This is a genomic window from Streptomyces sp. CG 926, from assembly GCF_003148825.1.
Taxonomy (GTDB): domain Bacteria; phylum Actinomycetota; class Actinomycetes; order Streptomycetales; family Streptomycetaceae; genus Streptomyces.
Genome location: NZ_QGGZ01000005.1, coordinates 20,989 through 36,717 on the forward strand (window position 1 = coordinate 20,989; position 15,729 = coordinate 36,717).

General features: G+C 70.9%; 13 protein-coding genes. 3 read left to right on the forward strand and 10 right to left on the reverse strand.

What is annotated here, in order from left to right; genetic code table 11:
- Positions 1-3: 3 nt before the first annotated feature.
- The 7 genes from pstB to mshD all read right to left on the reverse strand — a co-directional run bounded on the left by pstB (position 4) and on the right by mshD (position 8,966).
- Positions 4-780, reverse strand: a complete 777-nt coding sequence (gene pstB, locus BCL76_RS14715; protein WP_030768179.1) for a phosphate ABC transporter ATP-binding protein PstB — start codon at positions 778-780, stop codon at positions 4-6.
- 29 nt (positions 781-809) lie between these two features.
- A complete protein-coding gene (pstA, locus tag BCL76_RS14720; RefSeq protein WP_109779968.1) occupies positions 810-1,892 on the reverse strand; it encodes a phosphate ABC transporter permease PstA in 1,083 nt (360 codons plus the stop codon).
- Entirely contained in the window at positions 1,892-2,881 is a 990-nt protein-coding gene (pstC, locus tag BCL76_RS14725) for a phosphate ABC transporter permease subunit PstC (RefSeq protein WP_109779969.1), read from the reverse strand. The genes pstA and pstC overlap by 1 nt, the downstream gene beginning before the upstream one ends.
- A 130-nt stretch (positions 2,882-3,011) precedes the next feature.
- Complete coding sequence (gene pstS, locus BCL76_RS14730) at positions 3,012-4,148, reverse strand: phosphate ABC transporter substrate-binding protein PstS (protein WP_030768171.1); 1,137 nt, start codon at positions 4,146-4,148, stop codon at positions 3,012-3,014.
- Positions 4,149-4,395: 247 nt separating this feature from the next.
- The gene (locus BCL76_RS14735; RefSeq protein WP_109779970.1) at positions 4,396-5,370 is read right to left on the reverse strand and encodes a CHAD domain-containing protein; all 975 of its coding nucleotides are present in this window, start codon (positions 5,368-5,370) and stop codon (positions 4,396-4,398) included.
- Complete coding sequence (locus BCL76_RS14740) at positions 5,351-7,630, reverse strand: RNA degradosome polyphosphate kinase (protein WP_109779971.1); 2,280 nt, start codon at positions 7,628-7,630, stop codon at positions 5,351-5,353. Before BCL76_RS14740 ends, BCL76_RS14735 begins: the two co-directional genes overlap by 20 nt.
- A 409-nt stretch (positions 7,631-8,039) precedes the next feature.
- Positions 8,040-8,966, reverse strand: coding sequence for a mycothiol synthase (mshD, locus tag BCL76_RS14745; protein ID WP_109779972.1), 927 nt, complete (start codon positions 8,964-8,966; stop codon positions 8,040-8,042).
- Between the two features lie 168 nt (positions 8,967-9,134).
- Between mshD and BCL76_RS14750 the strand changes: the two genes are divergently transcribed.
- On the forward strand, positions 9,135-10,952 hold the full coding sequence (locus BCL76_RS14750; protein WP_109779973.1) for a bifunctional metallophosphatase/5'-nucleotidase: 1,818 nt from the start codon (positions 9,135-9,137) through the stop codon (positions 10,950-10,952).
- 114 nt (positions 10,953-11,066) lie between these two features.
- Here the strand turns inward: BCL76_RS14750 and BCL76_RS14755 are convergent, their stop codons facing one another.
- The gene (locus BCL76_RS14755) at positions 11,067-11,849 is read right to left on the reverse strand and encodes an alpha/beta fold hydrolase (RefSeq protein WP_109779974.1); all 783 of its coding nucleotides are present in this window, start codon (positions 11,847-11,849) and stop codon (positions 11,067-11,069) included.
- 122 nt (positions 11,850-11,971) lie between these two features.
- Here BCL76_RS14755 and BCL76_RS14760 point away from each other — a divergent pair, with 122 nt between their 5' ends.
- Positions 11,972-12,541, forward strand: coding sequence for a TetR/AcrR family transcriptional regulator (locus BCL76_RS14760; RefSeq protein ID WP_109779975.1), 570 nt, complete (start codon positions 11,972-11,974; stop codon positions 12,539-12,541).
- A gap of 147 nt (positions 12,542-12,688) precedes the next feature.
- On the forward strand, positions 12,689-13,555 hold the full coding sequence (locus BCL76_RS14765) for a phosphatidylinositol-specific phospholipase C (RefSeq protein WP_109779976.1): 867 nt from the start codon (positions 12,689-12,691) through the stop codon (positions 13,553-13,555).
- On the opposite strand, the gene BCL76_RS14770 is transcribed toward BCL76_RS14765, so the two are convergent.
- Complete coding sequence (locus tag BCL76_RS14770; protein WP_109779977.1) at positions 13,535-14,968, reverse strand: HAMP domain-containing sensor histidine kinase; 1,434 nt, start codon at positions 14,966-14,968, stop codon at positions 13,535-13,537. The two genes, BCL76_RS14765 and BCL76_RS14770, sit on opposite strands and share 21 nt — an antisense overlap.
- Positions 14,965-15,696 carry a response regulator transcription factor gene (locus BCL76_RS14775; RefSeq protein ID WP_109779978.1) on the reverse strand — a complete coding sequence of 244 codons (732 nt, stop codon included), beginning with the start codon at positions 15,694-15,696 and terminating at the stop codon, positions 14,965-14,967. The genes BCL76_RS14770 and BCL76_RS14775 overlap by 4 nt, the downstream gene beginning before the upstream one ends.
- Between the last annotated feature and the right edge of the window lie 33 nt (positions 15,697-15,729).

A 15,729-nucleotide genomic window follows, 5' to 3' on the forward strand; every position in this document is an offset into this window, starting at 1 on the left:
CGGTTAGCCGAAGCGACCCGAGATGTAGTCCTCGGTCGCCTGGACGGACGGGTTCGAGAAGATCCGGTCCGTGTCGTCGAGCTCGATGAGCTTGCCGGGCTGGCCGACGGCCGAGAGGTTGAAGAAGGCGGTGCGGTCCGAGACGCGGGCCGCCTGCTGCATGTTGTGCGTCACGATGACGATCGTGAAGCGCTCCTTGAGCTCGCCGATCAGGTCCTCGATCGCCAGGGTGGAGATCGGGTCGAGGGCGGAGCAGGGCTCGTCCATCAGCAGGACCTGGGGCTCGACCGCGATGGCGCGGGCGATGCACAGACGCTGCTGCTGGCCGCCGGAGAGGCCGGAGCCGGGCTTGTTCAGGCGGTCCTTGACCTCGTTCCAGAGGTTGGCGCCCTGGAGCGACTTCTCGACGATGTCCGTGAGCTCGGACTTCTTGTAGTTGCCGTTCAGCCGCAGGCCCGCCGCCACGTTGTCGAAGATCGACATGGTGGGGAAGGGGTTCGGGCGCTGGAAGACCATGCCGACCGTGCGGCGGACCGCGACGGGGTCCACGCCGGTGCCGTACAGGTTCTCGTCGTCCAGCAGGACCTTGCCCTCCACGCGGCCGCCGGGGGTGACCTCGTGCATGCGGTTGAGGGTGCGCAGGAAGGTGGACTTGCCGCAGCCGGAGGGGCCGATGAAGGCGGTCACGGAGCGGGGCTCCACGGTCATCGAGATGTCATCGATGGCCTTGTGGGTGCCGTAGAAGGCGGACAGTCCGGAGACGTCGATTCGCTTCGCCATGAGGGGTCACTTCGCTTTCATAAGTCGCGTCAGCGACCGGTCTTCGGGGCCTTCCAGCGGGCGATGCCGCGGGCCACCAGATTGAGGATCATGACGAAGGCGATCAGGACGAGGGCTGCGGCCCAGGCCCGGTCGTAGGAGGCTTCACTACCGACCTTGTACTGCTCCCAAATGTAGAGGGGGAGCGAGGACTGGGCGCCTTCGAAGGGGTTGCCGTTGATCAGCTGGGAGCCGAAGACCAGCAGCATGATCGGCGCGGTCTCGCCGGCGATGCGGGCGACGGCCAGCATCACACCGGTGGAGATGCCGCCGATGGCGGTCGGGAGCACGACTTTGAGGATCACGCGCCACTTCGGCACACCGAGGGCGAGGGCGGCCTCGCGCAGCTCGTTCGGGACGAGCTTGAGCATCTCCTCGGTGGAGCGGACCACGACCGGCATCATCAGGATCGACAGGGCCATGGCGCCGGCGAAGCCGGACGGGCCGAAGCCGAGCATCAGGTTCCAGGTCGTCAGGATGAACAGGCCCGCGACGATGGAGGGGATGCCGGTCATGACGTCGACGAAGAAGGTGACGGACTTGGCGAGGCGGCCCTTGCCGTACTCGACCAGGTACACGGCGGTCAGCAGGCCGATGGGGGCCGCGATCAGTGTGGCGAGGGCGACCTGCTCGATGGTGCCGAGCAGGGCGTGGTAGACGCCGCCGCCCTCGTCGAAGCTGGTCACGCCGTTCATGGAGTGGCTGAGGAAGTTGCCGCTCAGCAGCTTCAGGCCGCGGCTGATCGTGGTCCACATCAGCGAGAGCAGCGGGATGACCGCGAGGACGAAGCAGACCCACACGAGGGAGGTCGCGACGCGGTCCTTGGCCTGGCGGCGGTTCTCGATCACCGAGCTGGCGGTGTACGTGACGGCGACGAAGAGCAGCGCCGCGAGCAGACCCCACTGGATCTTGCTGTCGAGGCCGAAGACGAGGCCGATGCCGCAGCCGAGGGCGATCGAGAGGACCGCGATGGCCGCCGGGGCCCAGCGGGGCAGGCCGCCGCGGGTGAGGCCGGCGGGGGCGGGGGACTTGCGGGCCCGGGTGGGGCGCGGGTCCTGGAGTGCGTGGCTCATCAGGCGTTCGCCCCCGAGAAGTCCTTGCGGCGAGCGATGATCAGGCGAGCTGCACCGTTGACCAGCAGGGTGAGCAGGAAGAGGACCAGGCCGGAGGCGATCAGAGCGTCGCGGCCGAACTCGTTGGCCTCGTCGAACTTCGCGGCGATGTTCTGCGCGAACGTGCCGCCGCCCGGGTCCAGGATGTGGCCGGAGATCAGGAAGCTCGGGGAGAGGACGGTCGCGACGGCCATGGTCTCGCCGAGGGCGCGGCCCAGGCCGAGCATCGAGGCGGAGATGACGCCGGAGCGGCCGAAGGGCAGCACCGACATGCGGATGACCTCCCAGCGGGTCGCGCCGAGGGCCAGGGCGGCCTCCTCGTTCATGCGCGGGACCTGGAGGAAGACCTCACGGCTGACGCTGGTCACGATCGGCAGGATCATGATCGCGAGCAGGATGCCGACGGTGAAGAGCGAACGGGCCACGCCGACCTGGGTCTTGTCGAAGACGTACGTCCAGCCCAGGTACTCGTCGAGCCAGAGGTTCAGGCCGTTCAGCTGCGGGACGAGGAAGAGGGCGCCCCAGATGCCGTAGATGATCGACGGCACGGCGGCCAGCAGGTCGACCGTGTAGGCGAGGGGCGCGGCCAGCTTGCGCGGCGCGTAGTGCGAGATGAACAGGGCGATGCCGACAGCGATCGGTACGGCGATGGCCATCGCGACGATCGAGCTGACGACGGTGCCGAAGAGCAGGACGGCGATGCCGAAGACGGGCGGGTTGGCCGACGCGTTCCAGTCGAAGGTGGTGAGGAAGTTGCCCTCGTTCTTCGACAGGGCGATCGAGGCGCGGTAGGTGAGGAAGGCGGCGATCGACGCCATGATCACCAGGAGCAGGATGCCGGAGCCCTTGGAGAGGCCGGCGAAGATCTTGTCACCGGCGCGGCCGGTGGACCCTTCGCTCTTGGCGACAGGCGGAGCCGTGTCTATCTGGGTGGGTGTGGTGGAAGCCATGGTCTTTCCGGTCTGTGTGGGGGGCAGGCCCCCTGGCGGCGGTGCACCGGATTCCCCTGGGTGGAAGGGGAAGGGTCCCCGGGGTGTCGGCTGCCCGGACGGGGGCGGCCGACACCTCGGGGGTCAGGATTCAGCCGAGGGTGTTGATGACCTCGCGGACCTTGGTGTTGATCTCGGCGGGGATCGGCGCGTAGCCGTTCTCCAGCAGGACCTTCTGGCCGGCGTCCGAGGCCGCGTAGTTCAGGAAGGACTTCACGGTCGGGAGCGTCTCGGCCTTGTTGCCCTTGTCGCAGACGACCTCGTAGGTCACCAGGACGAGCGGGTAGGCGCCCTCGGCCTTGGTGGTGTAGTCGAGCTTGAGCGCCAGGTCGGAGCCGGTGCCGGCGATCTTGGCGGCGGCGATGGCCTTGGAGGCGTTCTCACCGCTGGCCTTGACCGGGGCGGCGGCACCGGTGTTCAGGTCGACGGTCTTGATGCTCTGCGAGCTGGCGAAGGAGAGCTCGAAGTAGCCGATCGCACCGTCGACCTGCTTGACCTGGGCGGCGACGCTGGAGGAGCCGGAGGCCGACTGACCGCCCGGGGCGGCCCACTTCTTCGCGGCCTCGTACGGCCAGGCGTCGCCCGCGGTGGCCTTGAGGTACTTGGTGAGGTTCTCGGTGGTGCCCGAGTCGTCGGAGCGGTGGAAGGCCTGGATTGCGGTGGAGGGAAGCGTGACGCCGGGGTTCAGCTTCTTGATCGCCTCGTCGTCCCACTTCTTGATCTTGTCGTTGAAGATGTTGGCGACCGTGGCGGCGTCGAGGTTCAGCTTGTCGACGCCGGCGACGTTGAAGCCGAGGGCGATCGGGCCGCCGACCATGGGGAGGTCGATGCCCTGGCCACCGGTGCAGATCTTCTTCGACTCCTCGACCTGCTCCGGCTTCAGCGCCGAGTCGGAGCCGGCGAAACCGACGGTGCCCTGGTTGAAGGCGACGATGCCCTCACCGGAGGAGGAGGACTTGTAGTTCACCTCGACGCCGGAGCAGGCGGCCATGTAGTTCTTGATCCACAGCTCGATCGCGTTCTTCTGCGCGGAGGAGCCGGAGGCCAGGAGCTTGCCCTTGGCGTCGTCGCACTTGATGTCGCCCGCGGCGGCCGCGGAGGGCTTCGCCGAGCCGTCGGCCGTCTTGGTGTTGTCGTCCGAGCCGCACGCCGTGAGGACCAGGGCGCCGGACACGACAAGCGCCCCGAGGGCGGAGGCACGAAGCATGTTCTTGCGCTGAAGCTTCACTTTTCGGGTGTTCCTTCCAGAAGCCGCCGGCCGCTTTCTGTATCGGGGCGGCGTGCGAAGAGGACTACGTCGGTTGTGCGCGGCTGAGCTGCTCGACCTCCGGGCGACTCGCTCCGTGCATCACCGAAATTAGGCAGAACAGGTGAAGCAGCCGACCGGGCCGAGTGAACGGATGGTGAACCGTGGCGGACGACCCGGTGCGTCACGGGCGTGGCGCACACAGCCGTCATCATCCGTTACCCCGACGTTATCGCGACGTGACCGCGGGCTCCGGAAGCCAGAGATGCCGGAACGCGAGACGGGCGGCCTCGACCTCGTGGCGCTGGTCGGCGTGCAGGACACCGAGGGCGTAGGCCGTCGCCGGGGCGATGCGCGGGGTGCGGGCCGCCGTCGCCGAGGCGGTCGCCGCCTCGGCCGCGTCGCGGTGGCGGTCCAGGGCCTCGCCCGCGGCCGCCGGCCGGGTCACGTCCTCGCCGAGGGCCTCCCGCGCGTACCGGTGGATCCGCAGCAGGCGGCGTACCTCGTGCCAGGGCCCGTCGTGGTCCGCGTTGTAGGCGTTGTACGGCTGGGCCCCGTCGACGGGGGGCAGCACCGCGACCGCCGCCGACAGGCGGGTTTCGGCCACGGCCGCCAGTGGGACGAGTACGTCCGACACCTGGCCCCGGGCGGCTACCACGTCCAGCGGGACCTCCGAGGCCAGCACCGCCACCGCGTCCGCCACCGCGTGGAAGCGGGAGGAGCCGAGGGCCTGGAGGGTGGCCGAGTGGGCGCGCGTACGGGCCAGGGTCAGCTGCCGTTCCAGCAGCGCGCCCGCCCGCGCGGAGCCCACCGTCAGCGCGCCGGCCGAGCCGCGCGGGGCGGGCAGCTCCCCAGACCCCGACAGCCGGTGCAGGGCGTCCATCAGCCGGGTCAGCCGGGCCGCGTAGGCGTGCTCGTCGGCCAGCGTCGAGGACAGCCACACCAGCTCGGTGCGCAGTCCGTCCGCCCAGGAGGACTCGGTCACCACCCGGAAGGTGGCCAGGGATCCGCTGATGCGGCGCGCAGCCCCCCGCAGGCTGCGCGCCGCGTCGCTTCCTTCGGTGGCGTCGGCCCCGCTCCCCCCGTTCTCCGCGTGGAGGCGCAGCGCGCGCAGGAAAGCGGTGGCCTGGGCGCGCAGGTACGTGCCGAGCACGGCACCCGCGTCCGCCGTCGCCGTAATCGGGTCATGGTTTGGCTGAGCCACGCCGGCGCCTCCGGGCGTCTATGAGCGTCTCCTGTACGTGCCGCAGCGGCTGGCCGTCCGCGTCCGTGCTGTGCCGCGTCCACTCGCCGTCCGGGCCCAGGTGCCAGGAGGAGGTGGCGTCGGACATCCCGGTTTCCAGCATCCGGTCCAGTGCCGCGCGGTGGGCCGGGTCGGCGACCCTGACCAGTGCCTCGATACGGCGGTCGAGGTTGCGGTGCATCATGTCGGCGCTGCCGATCCACACCTCGGGTTCGCCGCCGTTGCCGAAGGCGAAGACCCGGGAGTGTTCCAGGAAGCGGCCGAGGATCGAGCGGACCCGGATGTTGTCCGAGAGTCCGGGGACCCCGGGGCGCACGGCGCAGATGCCGCGCACCCAGATGTCGACGGGCACTCCCGCCTGGGAGGCCCGGTAGAGCGAGTCGATGAGGGCCTCGTCGACGATCGAGTTCATCTTGAGCCGTACGTAGGCGGGGCGGCCGGCCTTGTGGTGGGCGGCCTCCTTGTCGATCCGCGCTATCAGTCCGTCCCGCAGTGAGCGGGGCGCCACCATCAGCCGGCGGTAGGTCTCGCGGCGCGAGTAGCCGGACAGCCGGTTGAAGAGGTCGGAGAGGTCCGCGCCGACCTGCGGGTCGGCGGTGAGCAGGCCGAGGTCCTCGTAGAGCCGGGCGGTCTTGGGGTGGTAGTTGCCGGTGCCGACGTGCGAGTAGCGGCGCAGCTGGTCGCCCTCCTGGCGGACGACGAGCGAGAGCTTGCAGTGGGTCTTGAGGCCGACGAGCCCGTAGACGACGTGGCAGCCGGACTCCTCCAGCTTGCGGGCCCATTTGATGTTGGCCTGCTCGTCGAAGCGGGCCTTGATCTCGACGAGTACGAGGACCTGCTTGCCGGAGTCGGCGGCGTCGATCAGGGCGTCCACGATCGGGGAGTCGCCGGAGGTGCGGTAGAGCGTCTGCTTGATGGCGAGGACGTCCGGGTCGGCGGCGGCCTGCTCCAGGAAGGCCTGCACCGAGGTGGAGAAGGAGTCGTACGGGTGGTGCAGCAGGACGTCCCGCTCGCGCAGGGCGGCGAAGATGTCGGGCGCGGACGCGGACTCGACCTCGGCGAGGTCGCGGTGGGTGCCGGCGACGAACTTCGGGTACTTCAGCTCCGGGATGTCCAGCGAGGCGATGCCGAAGAGGGCGGTCAGGTCCAGTGGGCCGGGCAGCGGGTAGACCTCGGAGGCGTTGACCTTCAGCTCCTGGACCAGCAGGTCCAGTACGCCCGGGTCGATGGACTCCTCGACCTCCAGGCGGACGGGCGGGCCGAAGCGGCGCCGCATGAGCTCCTTCTCCAGGGCCTGGAGGAGGTTCTCGGCGTCGTCCTCCTCGACCTCCAGGTCCTCGTTGCGGGTCACCCGGAACATGTGGTGCGCGAGCACCTCCATGCCGGGGAACAGCTCCTCCAGGTGCGCGGCGATGACGTCCTCCAGCGGGACGTAGCGCTGCGGGGAGGCCTCCAGGAAGCGGGACAGCAGCGGCGGGACCTTGACCCGGGCGAAGTGGCGGTGGCCGCTGACGGGGTTGCGTACGACCACGGCCAGGTTCAGGGAGAGGCCGGAGATGTACGGGAACGGGTGCGCGGGGTCCACGGCCAGCGGGGTGAGCACCGGGAAGATCTGGTTGCGGAACAGGGTGAAGAGGCGCGCCTGCTCCTTCTCGGTGAGATCCGGCCAGCGGATCAGGTGGACGCCTTCCTCGGCGAGTGCCGGGGAGATGTCCTGCTGGAAGCAGGCGGCGTGCCGGGCCATGAGCTCGCGCGAGCGCGTCCAGATGAGGTCCAGCACCTCGCGGGGCTGCAGGCCGGAGGCCGAACGGGTGGCGACGCCGGTCGCGATGCGCCGCTTGAGGCCGGCCACGCGCACCATGAAGAACTCGTCGAGGTTGCTCGCGAAGATCGCCAGGAAGTTGGCGCGCTCCAGCAGGGGCGTCGTCGGGTCCTCGGCGAGCTCCAGCACCCGCTCGTTGAAGGCGAGCCAGCTGCGCTCCCGGTCGAGGAAGCGTCCCGGGGGGAGCTCGTCGTCGCCGTCCTTGTCCTCGTAGGCGTCCAGATCCGCGTCGAGATCGGGTTCGAGATCGACGTGCGGGCGGTGTGCGGAGATGGACCCTATGCGGGCGTGGGCTCCGGTGACGGCCCGGCCGGGGGCGGCGCCGGAGGCGGTGGCGGGGGTGTGAGACGGGTGCTGGGCGGGGACCTCGGTGGGGCCTGCGCTGGGCTGGTGGCTCATGACTCCATTCTTCCGCGCACGCGGGAGGACAGGCACGTCGGACGAGTCGGCCGTCAGTCGGAGGCGGGGCTGCATTGGGGGAGAGTCGCAAGCGCGTCTGAATGCCTGGTTAATGGCGTGTGGCTTCCCGGGTCCGACGGGGTGCACGGGTCGCCTCCCGGTGGGGTGGCGGGGGCCGGTGCACCCCGGCGTACGCGGGTGCGGGTGCGGGTGCGGTGCGTGGTGTGCCGGGTGCGGCGCCGTTGCCGGGGGCGCTGCCCCCGGGCCCCCGCCGGGCGCTGCCCGGACCCGCGCCTCAAACGCCGGCGGGGCTGGGAAGGTGCGCCGGCGGGGCTGGGAGGGTGCGCCGGTGGGGGTGGGAGGGTGCGCCGGTGGGGGTGGGAGGGTGCGCCGGTGGGGCCGGGGTGGGTCAGCTTTCCGTGCGGTACATCAGGTCCACCTCGTGGGTGGTGAAGCCGAGGCCCTCGTACACGGCCAGGGCCGCCGGGTTGTCGGCGTCCACGTAGAGCATGGCCGTCGGCAGGCCCTGGGCCGCCAGGTGGCGCAGGCCGATCGCGGTGAGGGCCTTGCCGAGGCCGCCGCCCTGGGCGCCCGGGCGGACGCCGACCACGTAGACCTCGCCCAGCTGCTCGGCGGTGTGGACCTTCGTCCAGTGGAAGCCGACGAGCCGGCCGTCGCGCTCCGCGAGGAAGAACCCCTTGGGGTCGAACCACGGCTGCGCGATCCGGTCGTCCAGGTCGCGCTGGGTCAGCGAGCCCTGCTCGGGGTGATGGGCGAAGGCGGCCGCGTTCGCCGTGAGCCAGGCCGTGTCGTCGGCGCCGGGCACGAAGGTCCGTACGGTCACCCCGGGCGGGAGTACCGGCTCCGGCAGCGGGTCCCCCTCGGTCAGCGGGCGGCGCAGTTGGCGCAGCTCGCGGAAGAGGGTGAGGCCGAGCACCTGCGCGAGGTGCCGGGCGGCGGACTTCCCGCCGTGCGCCCAGACCCGTAGCCGCTTGCCGGAGGCGGCCAGCAGGGCCGTGCCCATGGCTCGACCGTGCCCGCGCCCGCGCAGGGCCGGGTGCACGACGAGTTCGGCTGCCGGGGCCTCCACCGGGTCGGTGTCCTCCAGTTGCCCGTAGGCGGAGAGTCGGCCGCCCTCGGTGAGCAGGAAGTGTCGGATCCCCTCGCGCGGCCCCCCGCGCAGCTGGAGCCGGCCCTGTTCGGACACGGCGGTGGTGCCGTCCGTGCGTGCCGCGTCCTCGATGAGGTCGAGTACGGCGCTCGCCTGTTCCTCCGTCAGCTCGTCGAGGGTCTGAATCTGCCGTCCCGGCTCCAGGGCCGCTGCTGCGTCAGTCATGACACGAGCGTACGACCGCCGTGGGGAGGGGTGGAGTGCGGGCGCGTGGTCGGTGCTTCTTCTGCGCGTAACCAACGCGATACCGCTACCCCCTGGTAGAGCTACGCGCGTTGACCTTAGGCTTCGGCGGACCTCCCAAGTCTTACCGCTGTCACATAAGGGGACTAAATGTCAGCGACGCCACAACGGCACCGCCGAACCCGCCGGTTGACCCTCGCCGCTCTCGCCGTCACGGCCGGAGCCGGGGCGATGGTCGCGGCCGCACTTCCGGCCGGTGCCGCGAGTGGTGGCGGTGCGGCCAAGAGCCGGACCGTCGATGTGCAGATGCTGTCGTTCAACGACTTCCACGGCACCCTGGAGCCCCCGCAGGGCTCTTCCGGCACCGTGACCGAGCGTCAGGCCGACGGCACCACCAAGGCCATACCCGCGGGCGGTGTCGAGTACCTCGCGACCAGCCTGCGCGAGGCCCGCAAGGGCCACGAGTACTCCGTCACGGCCGCGGCCGGTGACATGATCGGCGGCAGCCCGATGCTGTCCGGGCTCTTCCACGACGAGCCGAGCATCGAGGCGCTGAACAAGATCGGCCTGGACGTGTCCAGCGTCGGCAACCACGAGTTCGACGAGGGCAAGACCGAGCTGCGCCGCATGGGTTACGGCGGCTGCCACCCGGTCGAGGGCTGCTTCGAGTACGGCAAGGACTTCACCGGCGCCGAATTCCAGTACCTCGCGGCCAACGTCACGGACGAGAAGACCAAGCGTCCGCTGATGTCGCCCACGTTCATCTGGAAGAAGGGGGACGTGAAGATCGGCTTCATCGGCGTCACCCTGGAGGGCACTCCGGACGTCGTGACCGCCGCGGGCGTCAAGGGCCTGAAGTTCGGCGACGAGGTCGAGACGATCAACAAGTACGCCGCCGAGCTGAACAAGCAGGGCGTGAAGTCGATCGTCGCGCTGATCCACGAGGGCGGTCTGCCCGCCAACGGCGCGTACAACTACGACTGTGACGTCCCGGGCGCCGGTGCCGGCATCTCGGGCGCGATCGTGGACATCGCCAAGAACGTGGACCCGAAGGTCGACGCGCTGGTCACCGGCCACACGCACCAGGCCTACGCCTGCAACATCCCGGACCCGGCGGGCAACCCGCGTTCGGTGACCTCGGCCGCCTCCATCGGTCGCCTGTTCACCGACACCACCCTCACCTACGACCGGCAGACCAAGGACATCGTCCGTACGCCGATCACCTCGCCGAAGCCGGTGAACAAGGTCGTGGGTCGGGAGCAGCCGAAGGCTCCCGACATGACCGAGCTGATCGACCGCTGGAAGGCGCTGGCGGCCCCGATCGCCAACCGTCCGCAGGGCTTCATCTCGGCCGACATCCCGGGCCGCGGCAGCGAGGCGCCCGAGAAGCCGCTCGGTGACCTGATCGCCGACGCGCAGCTCGAAGCGCTGGCTCCGGCGGACAAGGGTGGCGCGCAGCTGGCCGTCATGAACCCGGGCGGCATCCGCTCGGACCTCGCCTACAAGGCCTCGGGTGACGAGGGCGACGGTGTGGTGACGTACGGCGAGTCCTTCACGGTCCAGCCGTTCACCAACATGATGAACATCGTGGACCTGACCGGCGCGCAGCTGATCACCGCGCTCCAGCAGCAGGTCAGTGGCCCGGTCAACGGTCCGAGCCCGAAGATCCTGCAGGTGTCGAAGGGCTTCACCTACACCCTGGACATGACGAAGGCCGGCGCGGACCGCATCGTCGTGGACTCGGTGAAGCTGAACGGCGTGCCGCTGGACCCCTCGAAGACCTACCGGGTCGCGATGAACGAGTTCCTCGCGGGCGGCGGTGACGGCTTCACCGTCCTGAAGGAGCACAAGAACAAGCTCGTGGGCGCGTCCGACCTGGACTGCTTCAACGACTACCTGACGAAGAACTCCTCGGCGTCGGCTCCGATCGCCCCGCCGGCGGCGAACCGGATCACCGTCGTCAAGTAGCACCACGTGAAGTAGCACCACGTGCGGTAGAGCCCGGGAGGGGCGGTGGGCCATGGGCCCGCCGCCCCTTCTGCATGTCCGCGCGCACCCCCGTGGCGCGGGGACCGCGGTGGGTCAGAGGGTGGCCAGGAAGGTGGCGACCGCGGTGTGGAAGCCGTCCGGGTTCGTGAACGGCACGAAGTGGTCGCCGTCGAGGGGCGCGTACGAGGTCTTCGGGCGGCGGGCGACCATGGCCTCGGCGACGGGCCGGGTGAGCGCCTGGCTGCCGGTGCCGTGGATGAGCAGGGCCGGGCAGGTGCTCGCGAGCCAGGTGTCCCAGTGGTCGCCGGCGCAGGCGTGGATGGAGTCGAGCATGTCCTGCGGGTGGTAGGCGAGGCGCCATCCGGTGCCGTCCGCCAGGGGGCGCAGTCCGTCGGCGACGAAGGGTGCGGCCGGTCCGGCGGCGGCGAGGAGTTCCTCGCGGGTGGGGGCGGTGTAGGGGAGGCGGTCCAGGAAGTCGAACCAGTTCGGCCCGGTGGGGATGCTGATCTCGACGGTGGCGTCGACGTCGATGAGCGCGGCGATCCGGTCCGGGTGGGCGGCGGCCAGGTGGTAGGCGTTGGCCCCGCCGAGGGAGTAGCCGAGGAGGGCGACGGGGGCGTCCAGGCCCAGGTGGTCCAGGAGGGCGACGGCGTCGGCGACGTAGCCCTCGCGGCGGTGGTCGGGCGCACGGTCGGAGTCTCCGTGGCCGCGCTGGTCGGGGGCGATGACCCGCCACGCCTCGCCCAGGGCCTCGGCGAGGCCGGTGAAGGCGAGGGCCTCGGACATGCCGCCGTGCAGGGCGAGGAGCGGCCGGCCGGGGCCGCCGAAGTCCAGGTAGGAGAGGGTCCGGTCGTCGATCTTCAGCTCGTGGCGCATGGCTCGTGCCTCCCGTGGTCCTGCGGATCTTCCGATGGCTGCAGCCTGCCAGGATTTGGGCAAGCGCGCAATACGTTTGTCTTGCGCGCTTGCCCAAAAGGTGGCGCGGCTACGATCCCCGCATGGGAAATCGCGAGGACCTGCTGGCCGGAGCCCGGCGCTGCCTGGAGGAGAAGGGCTATCTGCGCACGACCGTGCGCGACATCGCCACGGCCTCGGGGGTGAGCATGGCCGCGATCGGCTACCACTTCGGATCGCGCGAGACCCTGCTCAACCAGGCGCTGTTCGCCGCCATGGAGGAGTGGGCCGCGGGCTCGGGCCGGCTCACCGGTGAGGGCGGGACCGCCGGGGAGCGCTACGCCGACACCTGGGACCGCAAGATCCGCGACTTCGGCGAGATGCGCTGGCTCTGGTTGGCCTCCGTCGAGGCCTTCGTCCACGCGCAGTCCTCGCCCGAGCTGCTCGCGATCCTGGCCGAGGGGCAGCGCCGCAACCGCCGGATGGTGGCCGCCGCGCTGCGCGGGGTGCCGGTGGCCGAGGTGTCGGAGGAGGACGTACGGGCTCTCGGGTCGATGCACATCGCGCTGCTCAGCGGGGTGATGGTGCAGACGCTGACCGATCCGGAGCAGGCGCCCGACGGTCGTGAGTTGCTCCAGGGGCTGCGGTCCATGGTCGAGTTGCTCGAAAGCTGACCCCTACCGACGGGTAGTAACTCTGACGTGTGCACGCCATAATCCGGCCAACACCGGGTCGGCGAAGGGGCGGGCATGGGTACGGTCACGAGCACGGGCAGGACCACGGGGACAGGCACGGGAACGGGAACGAGCCCGGGCACGGGGATGCGCCGCAGGGCGTTCCTGGCCGGAGCGCTGGCCGTGGGAGCGGTCGCCGGACTGGGAGCCGCGTCCGCACCGGCCGCCGCGTCGGCCCTCGGCACCCAGGACTGGATGGCCGGCCTCGGCGACTCCACCGCCCTCCAGCGCATGACCATCCCCGGCACCCACGACTCCGGCGCCACCAAGGGCGGCCTCTACGTCGCCTGCCAGAACACCTCGATCGCCCAGCAGCTCGACTCCGGGATCCGCTTCCTCGACGTCCGCTGCCGCGTCACGGGCGGCTCCTTCGCCATCCACCACGCGGCCTTCTTCCAGGACCTGATGTTCGGGGACGTCCTCGTCGCCTGCTGGAACTTCCTCGCCGCGCACCCCTCCGAGACCGTCCTGATGCGGGTCAAGCAGGAGTACTCCGGGGAGAGCGACGCCACCTTCCGCGCCGTCTTCGACGACTACCTGGACAACCGCGGCTGGCGGCCCCTGTTCCGGATCGCCGACTCCCTGCCCACCCTGGGACAGGCCCGCGGCAAGGTGGTCCTGCTCGCCGACAACGGCGGCCTGCCGGGCCTGCGCTACGGCGACGGCAACGTCTTCGACATCCAGGACGACTACAACACCGAGCCCTTCGCCAAGCGCGGCCGGATCGAGAACCACTTCCGCAAGGCCGTCCAGCAGCCCGGCAAGCTCTTCGTGAACTACGTCAGCACCGCGGCGTACATGCCGCCGCGCTGGAACTCCGACCGCCTGAACCCGCAGGTCCACGGCTTCGTCGACGGCGGGGAGCTGGCCGGCCGGACCGGGCTCGGCATCGTCCCGATGGACTTCCCGGGCACCCGCTCCGGCCTGGTCACCTCACTGATCCGGCACAACTGACGGATCGGACGGCGGCGGCGTAGGCGCCCCCGGGATGCGGAGCACCGCCTCCGTGCCCGGGCCCCCGTCGGCCGCCGCCCGCAGTTCGGCGCTCCCGCCCGCACGCGCCGCCGTACGGGCCACGATCGACAGGCCCAGTCCGCTGCCGGGCAGGGCGCGGGCCGAGGGGGAGCGCCAGAACCGCTCGAAGACGTACGGCAGGTCCTCGTCGGGGATGCCCGGTCCGTGGTCCCGGACGGTCAGCTGACCCGCCCGCAGCGACACCTCGACGGTGCCGCCCGGCGGGCTGAACTTCACCGCGTTGTCCAGGAGGTTGACCACCGCCCGCTCCAGCGCCGCCGCCTCGCCCCGGACGTACCAGGGCCGCAGGTCCGAGTCGAAACGGAGCTCCGGACCGCGCAGCCGGGCCCGGGACAGCGCCGCCCCGGTGATCTCGTGCAGGGCCACCACCCCGAGCGGGCCGGGGGAGGTCGCGTCCGGCCGGGACAGCTCCTGCAGGTCGCCGATCAGCGAGGCCAGCTCCGTCATCTGCGCCTTGACCGAGGCCAGCAACTCCCGCCGGTCGTCGGGCGGGATGGCTCGGCCGGTCTCCTCGCTGCGGGCGAGCAGCTCGATGTTGGTGCGCAACGAGGTCAGCGGGGTGCGCAGCTCGTGCCCGGCGTCCGCGATCAGTTGTGCCTGCCGCTCCTGGGAGGAGGCGAGGGCGGCCGTCATCGAGTTGAAGGACCGCGACAGGCGGGCGATCTCGTCGTCCCCCTCGTCGGGGATCCGTACGGTCAGGTCCTCGGTCCGGGCGATGTGTTCGACGGCGTCGGTCAGTTCGTCGACCGGCTGCAGTCCCGCACGGGCCACCCACAGACCGGCGGCACCCGCGCCGACGACCCCGACGCCGCAGACCAGGAGCAGCACCCAGGCCAGGGTGGACAGGGGCTTGTCGATGTCGGCGAGCGGCTTGGCCACGGACAGCGCGGCGGGCTGGCTGCCCACGAGGGCGGGCTGCGTGTAGACGCGGACGGGGATGCCGTTGGAGGTGGTCGCGTCGTAGAGCACGGGGCCCCGGCGCCGCTGGGCGACCTCCAGGTCGATCGCGGTGACCTTCAGGGTGTTGTTGCCGTCGACCCAGCAGTGGCCGCCGTCCTGCAGCACGATCTGCACCTGGGCGCTGAGGTTGTTGGCGGCCTGGTCCGGCAGGGGCGGGCCGGGGACGCAGCGCAGCTTGGCGTAGACCTGGTTGGCCTGGGCCGCGGCGTCGGTGGCGCGCAGCGAGCTGTCCAACTGTTCGCTCAGTTGGGTGCGGACCATCACCCAGGACACCGCCGCCACGCCCGCGACGGCGAGCGCCACCGCCACCGTGACCAGCAGCGCGAGGCGGGAGCGCAGCGGCAGGGCGCGGAATCTGGCCGTCGGGCTCACTCGGGCCCGCTCTCGCCGGCGCGCAGGGCGTAGCCGACCCCGCGCACGGTGTGGACCAGGCGCGGCTCGCCGCCGGCCTCGGTCTTGCGGCGCAGGTACATCACGTACACGTCCAGGGAGTTGGAGCTGGGCTCGAAGTCGAAGCCCCAGACGGTCTTGAGGATCTGCTCGCGGGTCAGGACCTGGCGGGGGTGCGCGAGGAACATCTCCAGCAGGGTGAACTCGGTCCGGGTCAGCTCCACCGGCCGCCCGGCCCGGGTGACCTCGCGGGTGGCGAGGTCCATGCGCAGGTCACCGAAGGTCAGGGCGTCCTCGTGGCTCTCGCCGGGGGCCTGCGGGGTCGCGTAGGAGCTGCGGCGCAGCAGGGCGCGGACCCGGGCGAAGAGCTCGTCGAGTTCGAACGGCTTGACGAGGTAGTCGTCGGCGCCCGCGTCGAGGCCGGTGACGCGGTCGCCGACGGTGTCGCGGGCGGTGAGCATCAGGATCGGTGTGACGCTGCCGGAGGCCCGCAGCCGGCGGGCGGCCGTCAGCCCGTCCATCCGGGGCATCTGGATGTCCAGGACGATCAGGTCGGGGGCGTACGAGGCCGCCTTGTCGAGGGCGTCGAGCCCGTCGACGGCCGTCTGCACGGCGTACCCCTCGAAGGCGAGACTGCGGCGCAGGGCCTCGCGTACGGCCGGTTCGTCGTCGACGACGAGGATCCGCGCTTCGCCTTCGGCGGGGTTCATGGATGGGTCTCCCGGAGGTGGTGGTCGGCCGTG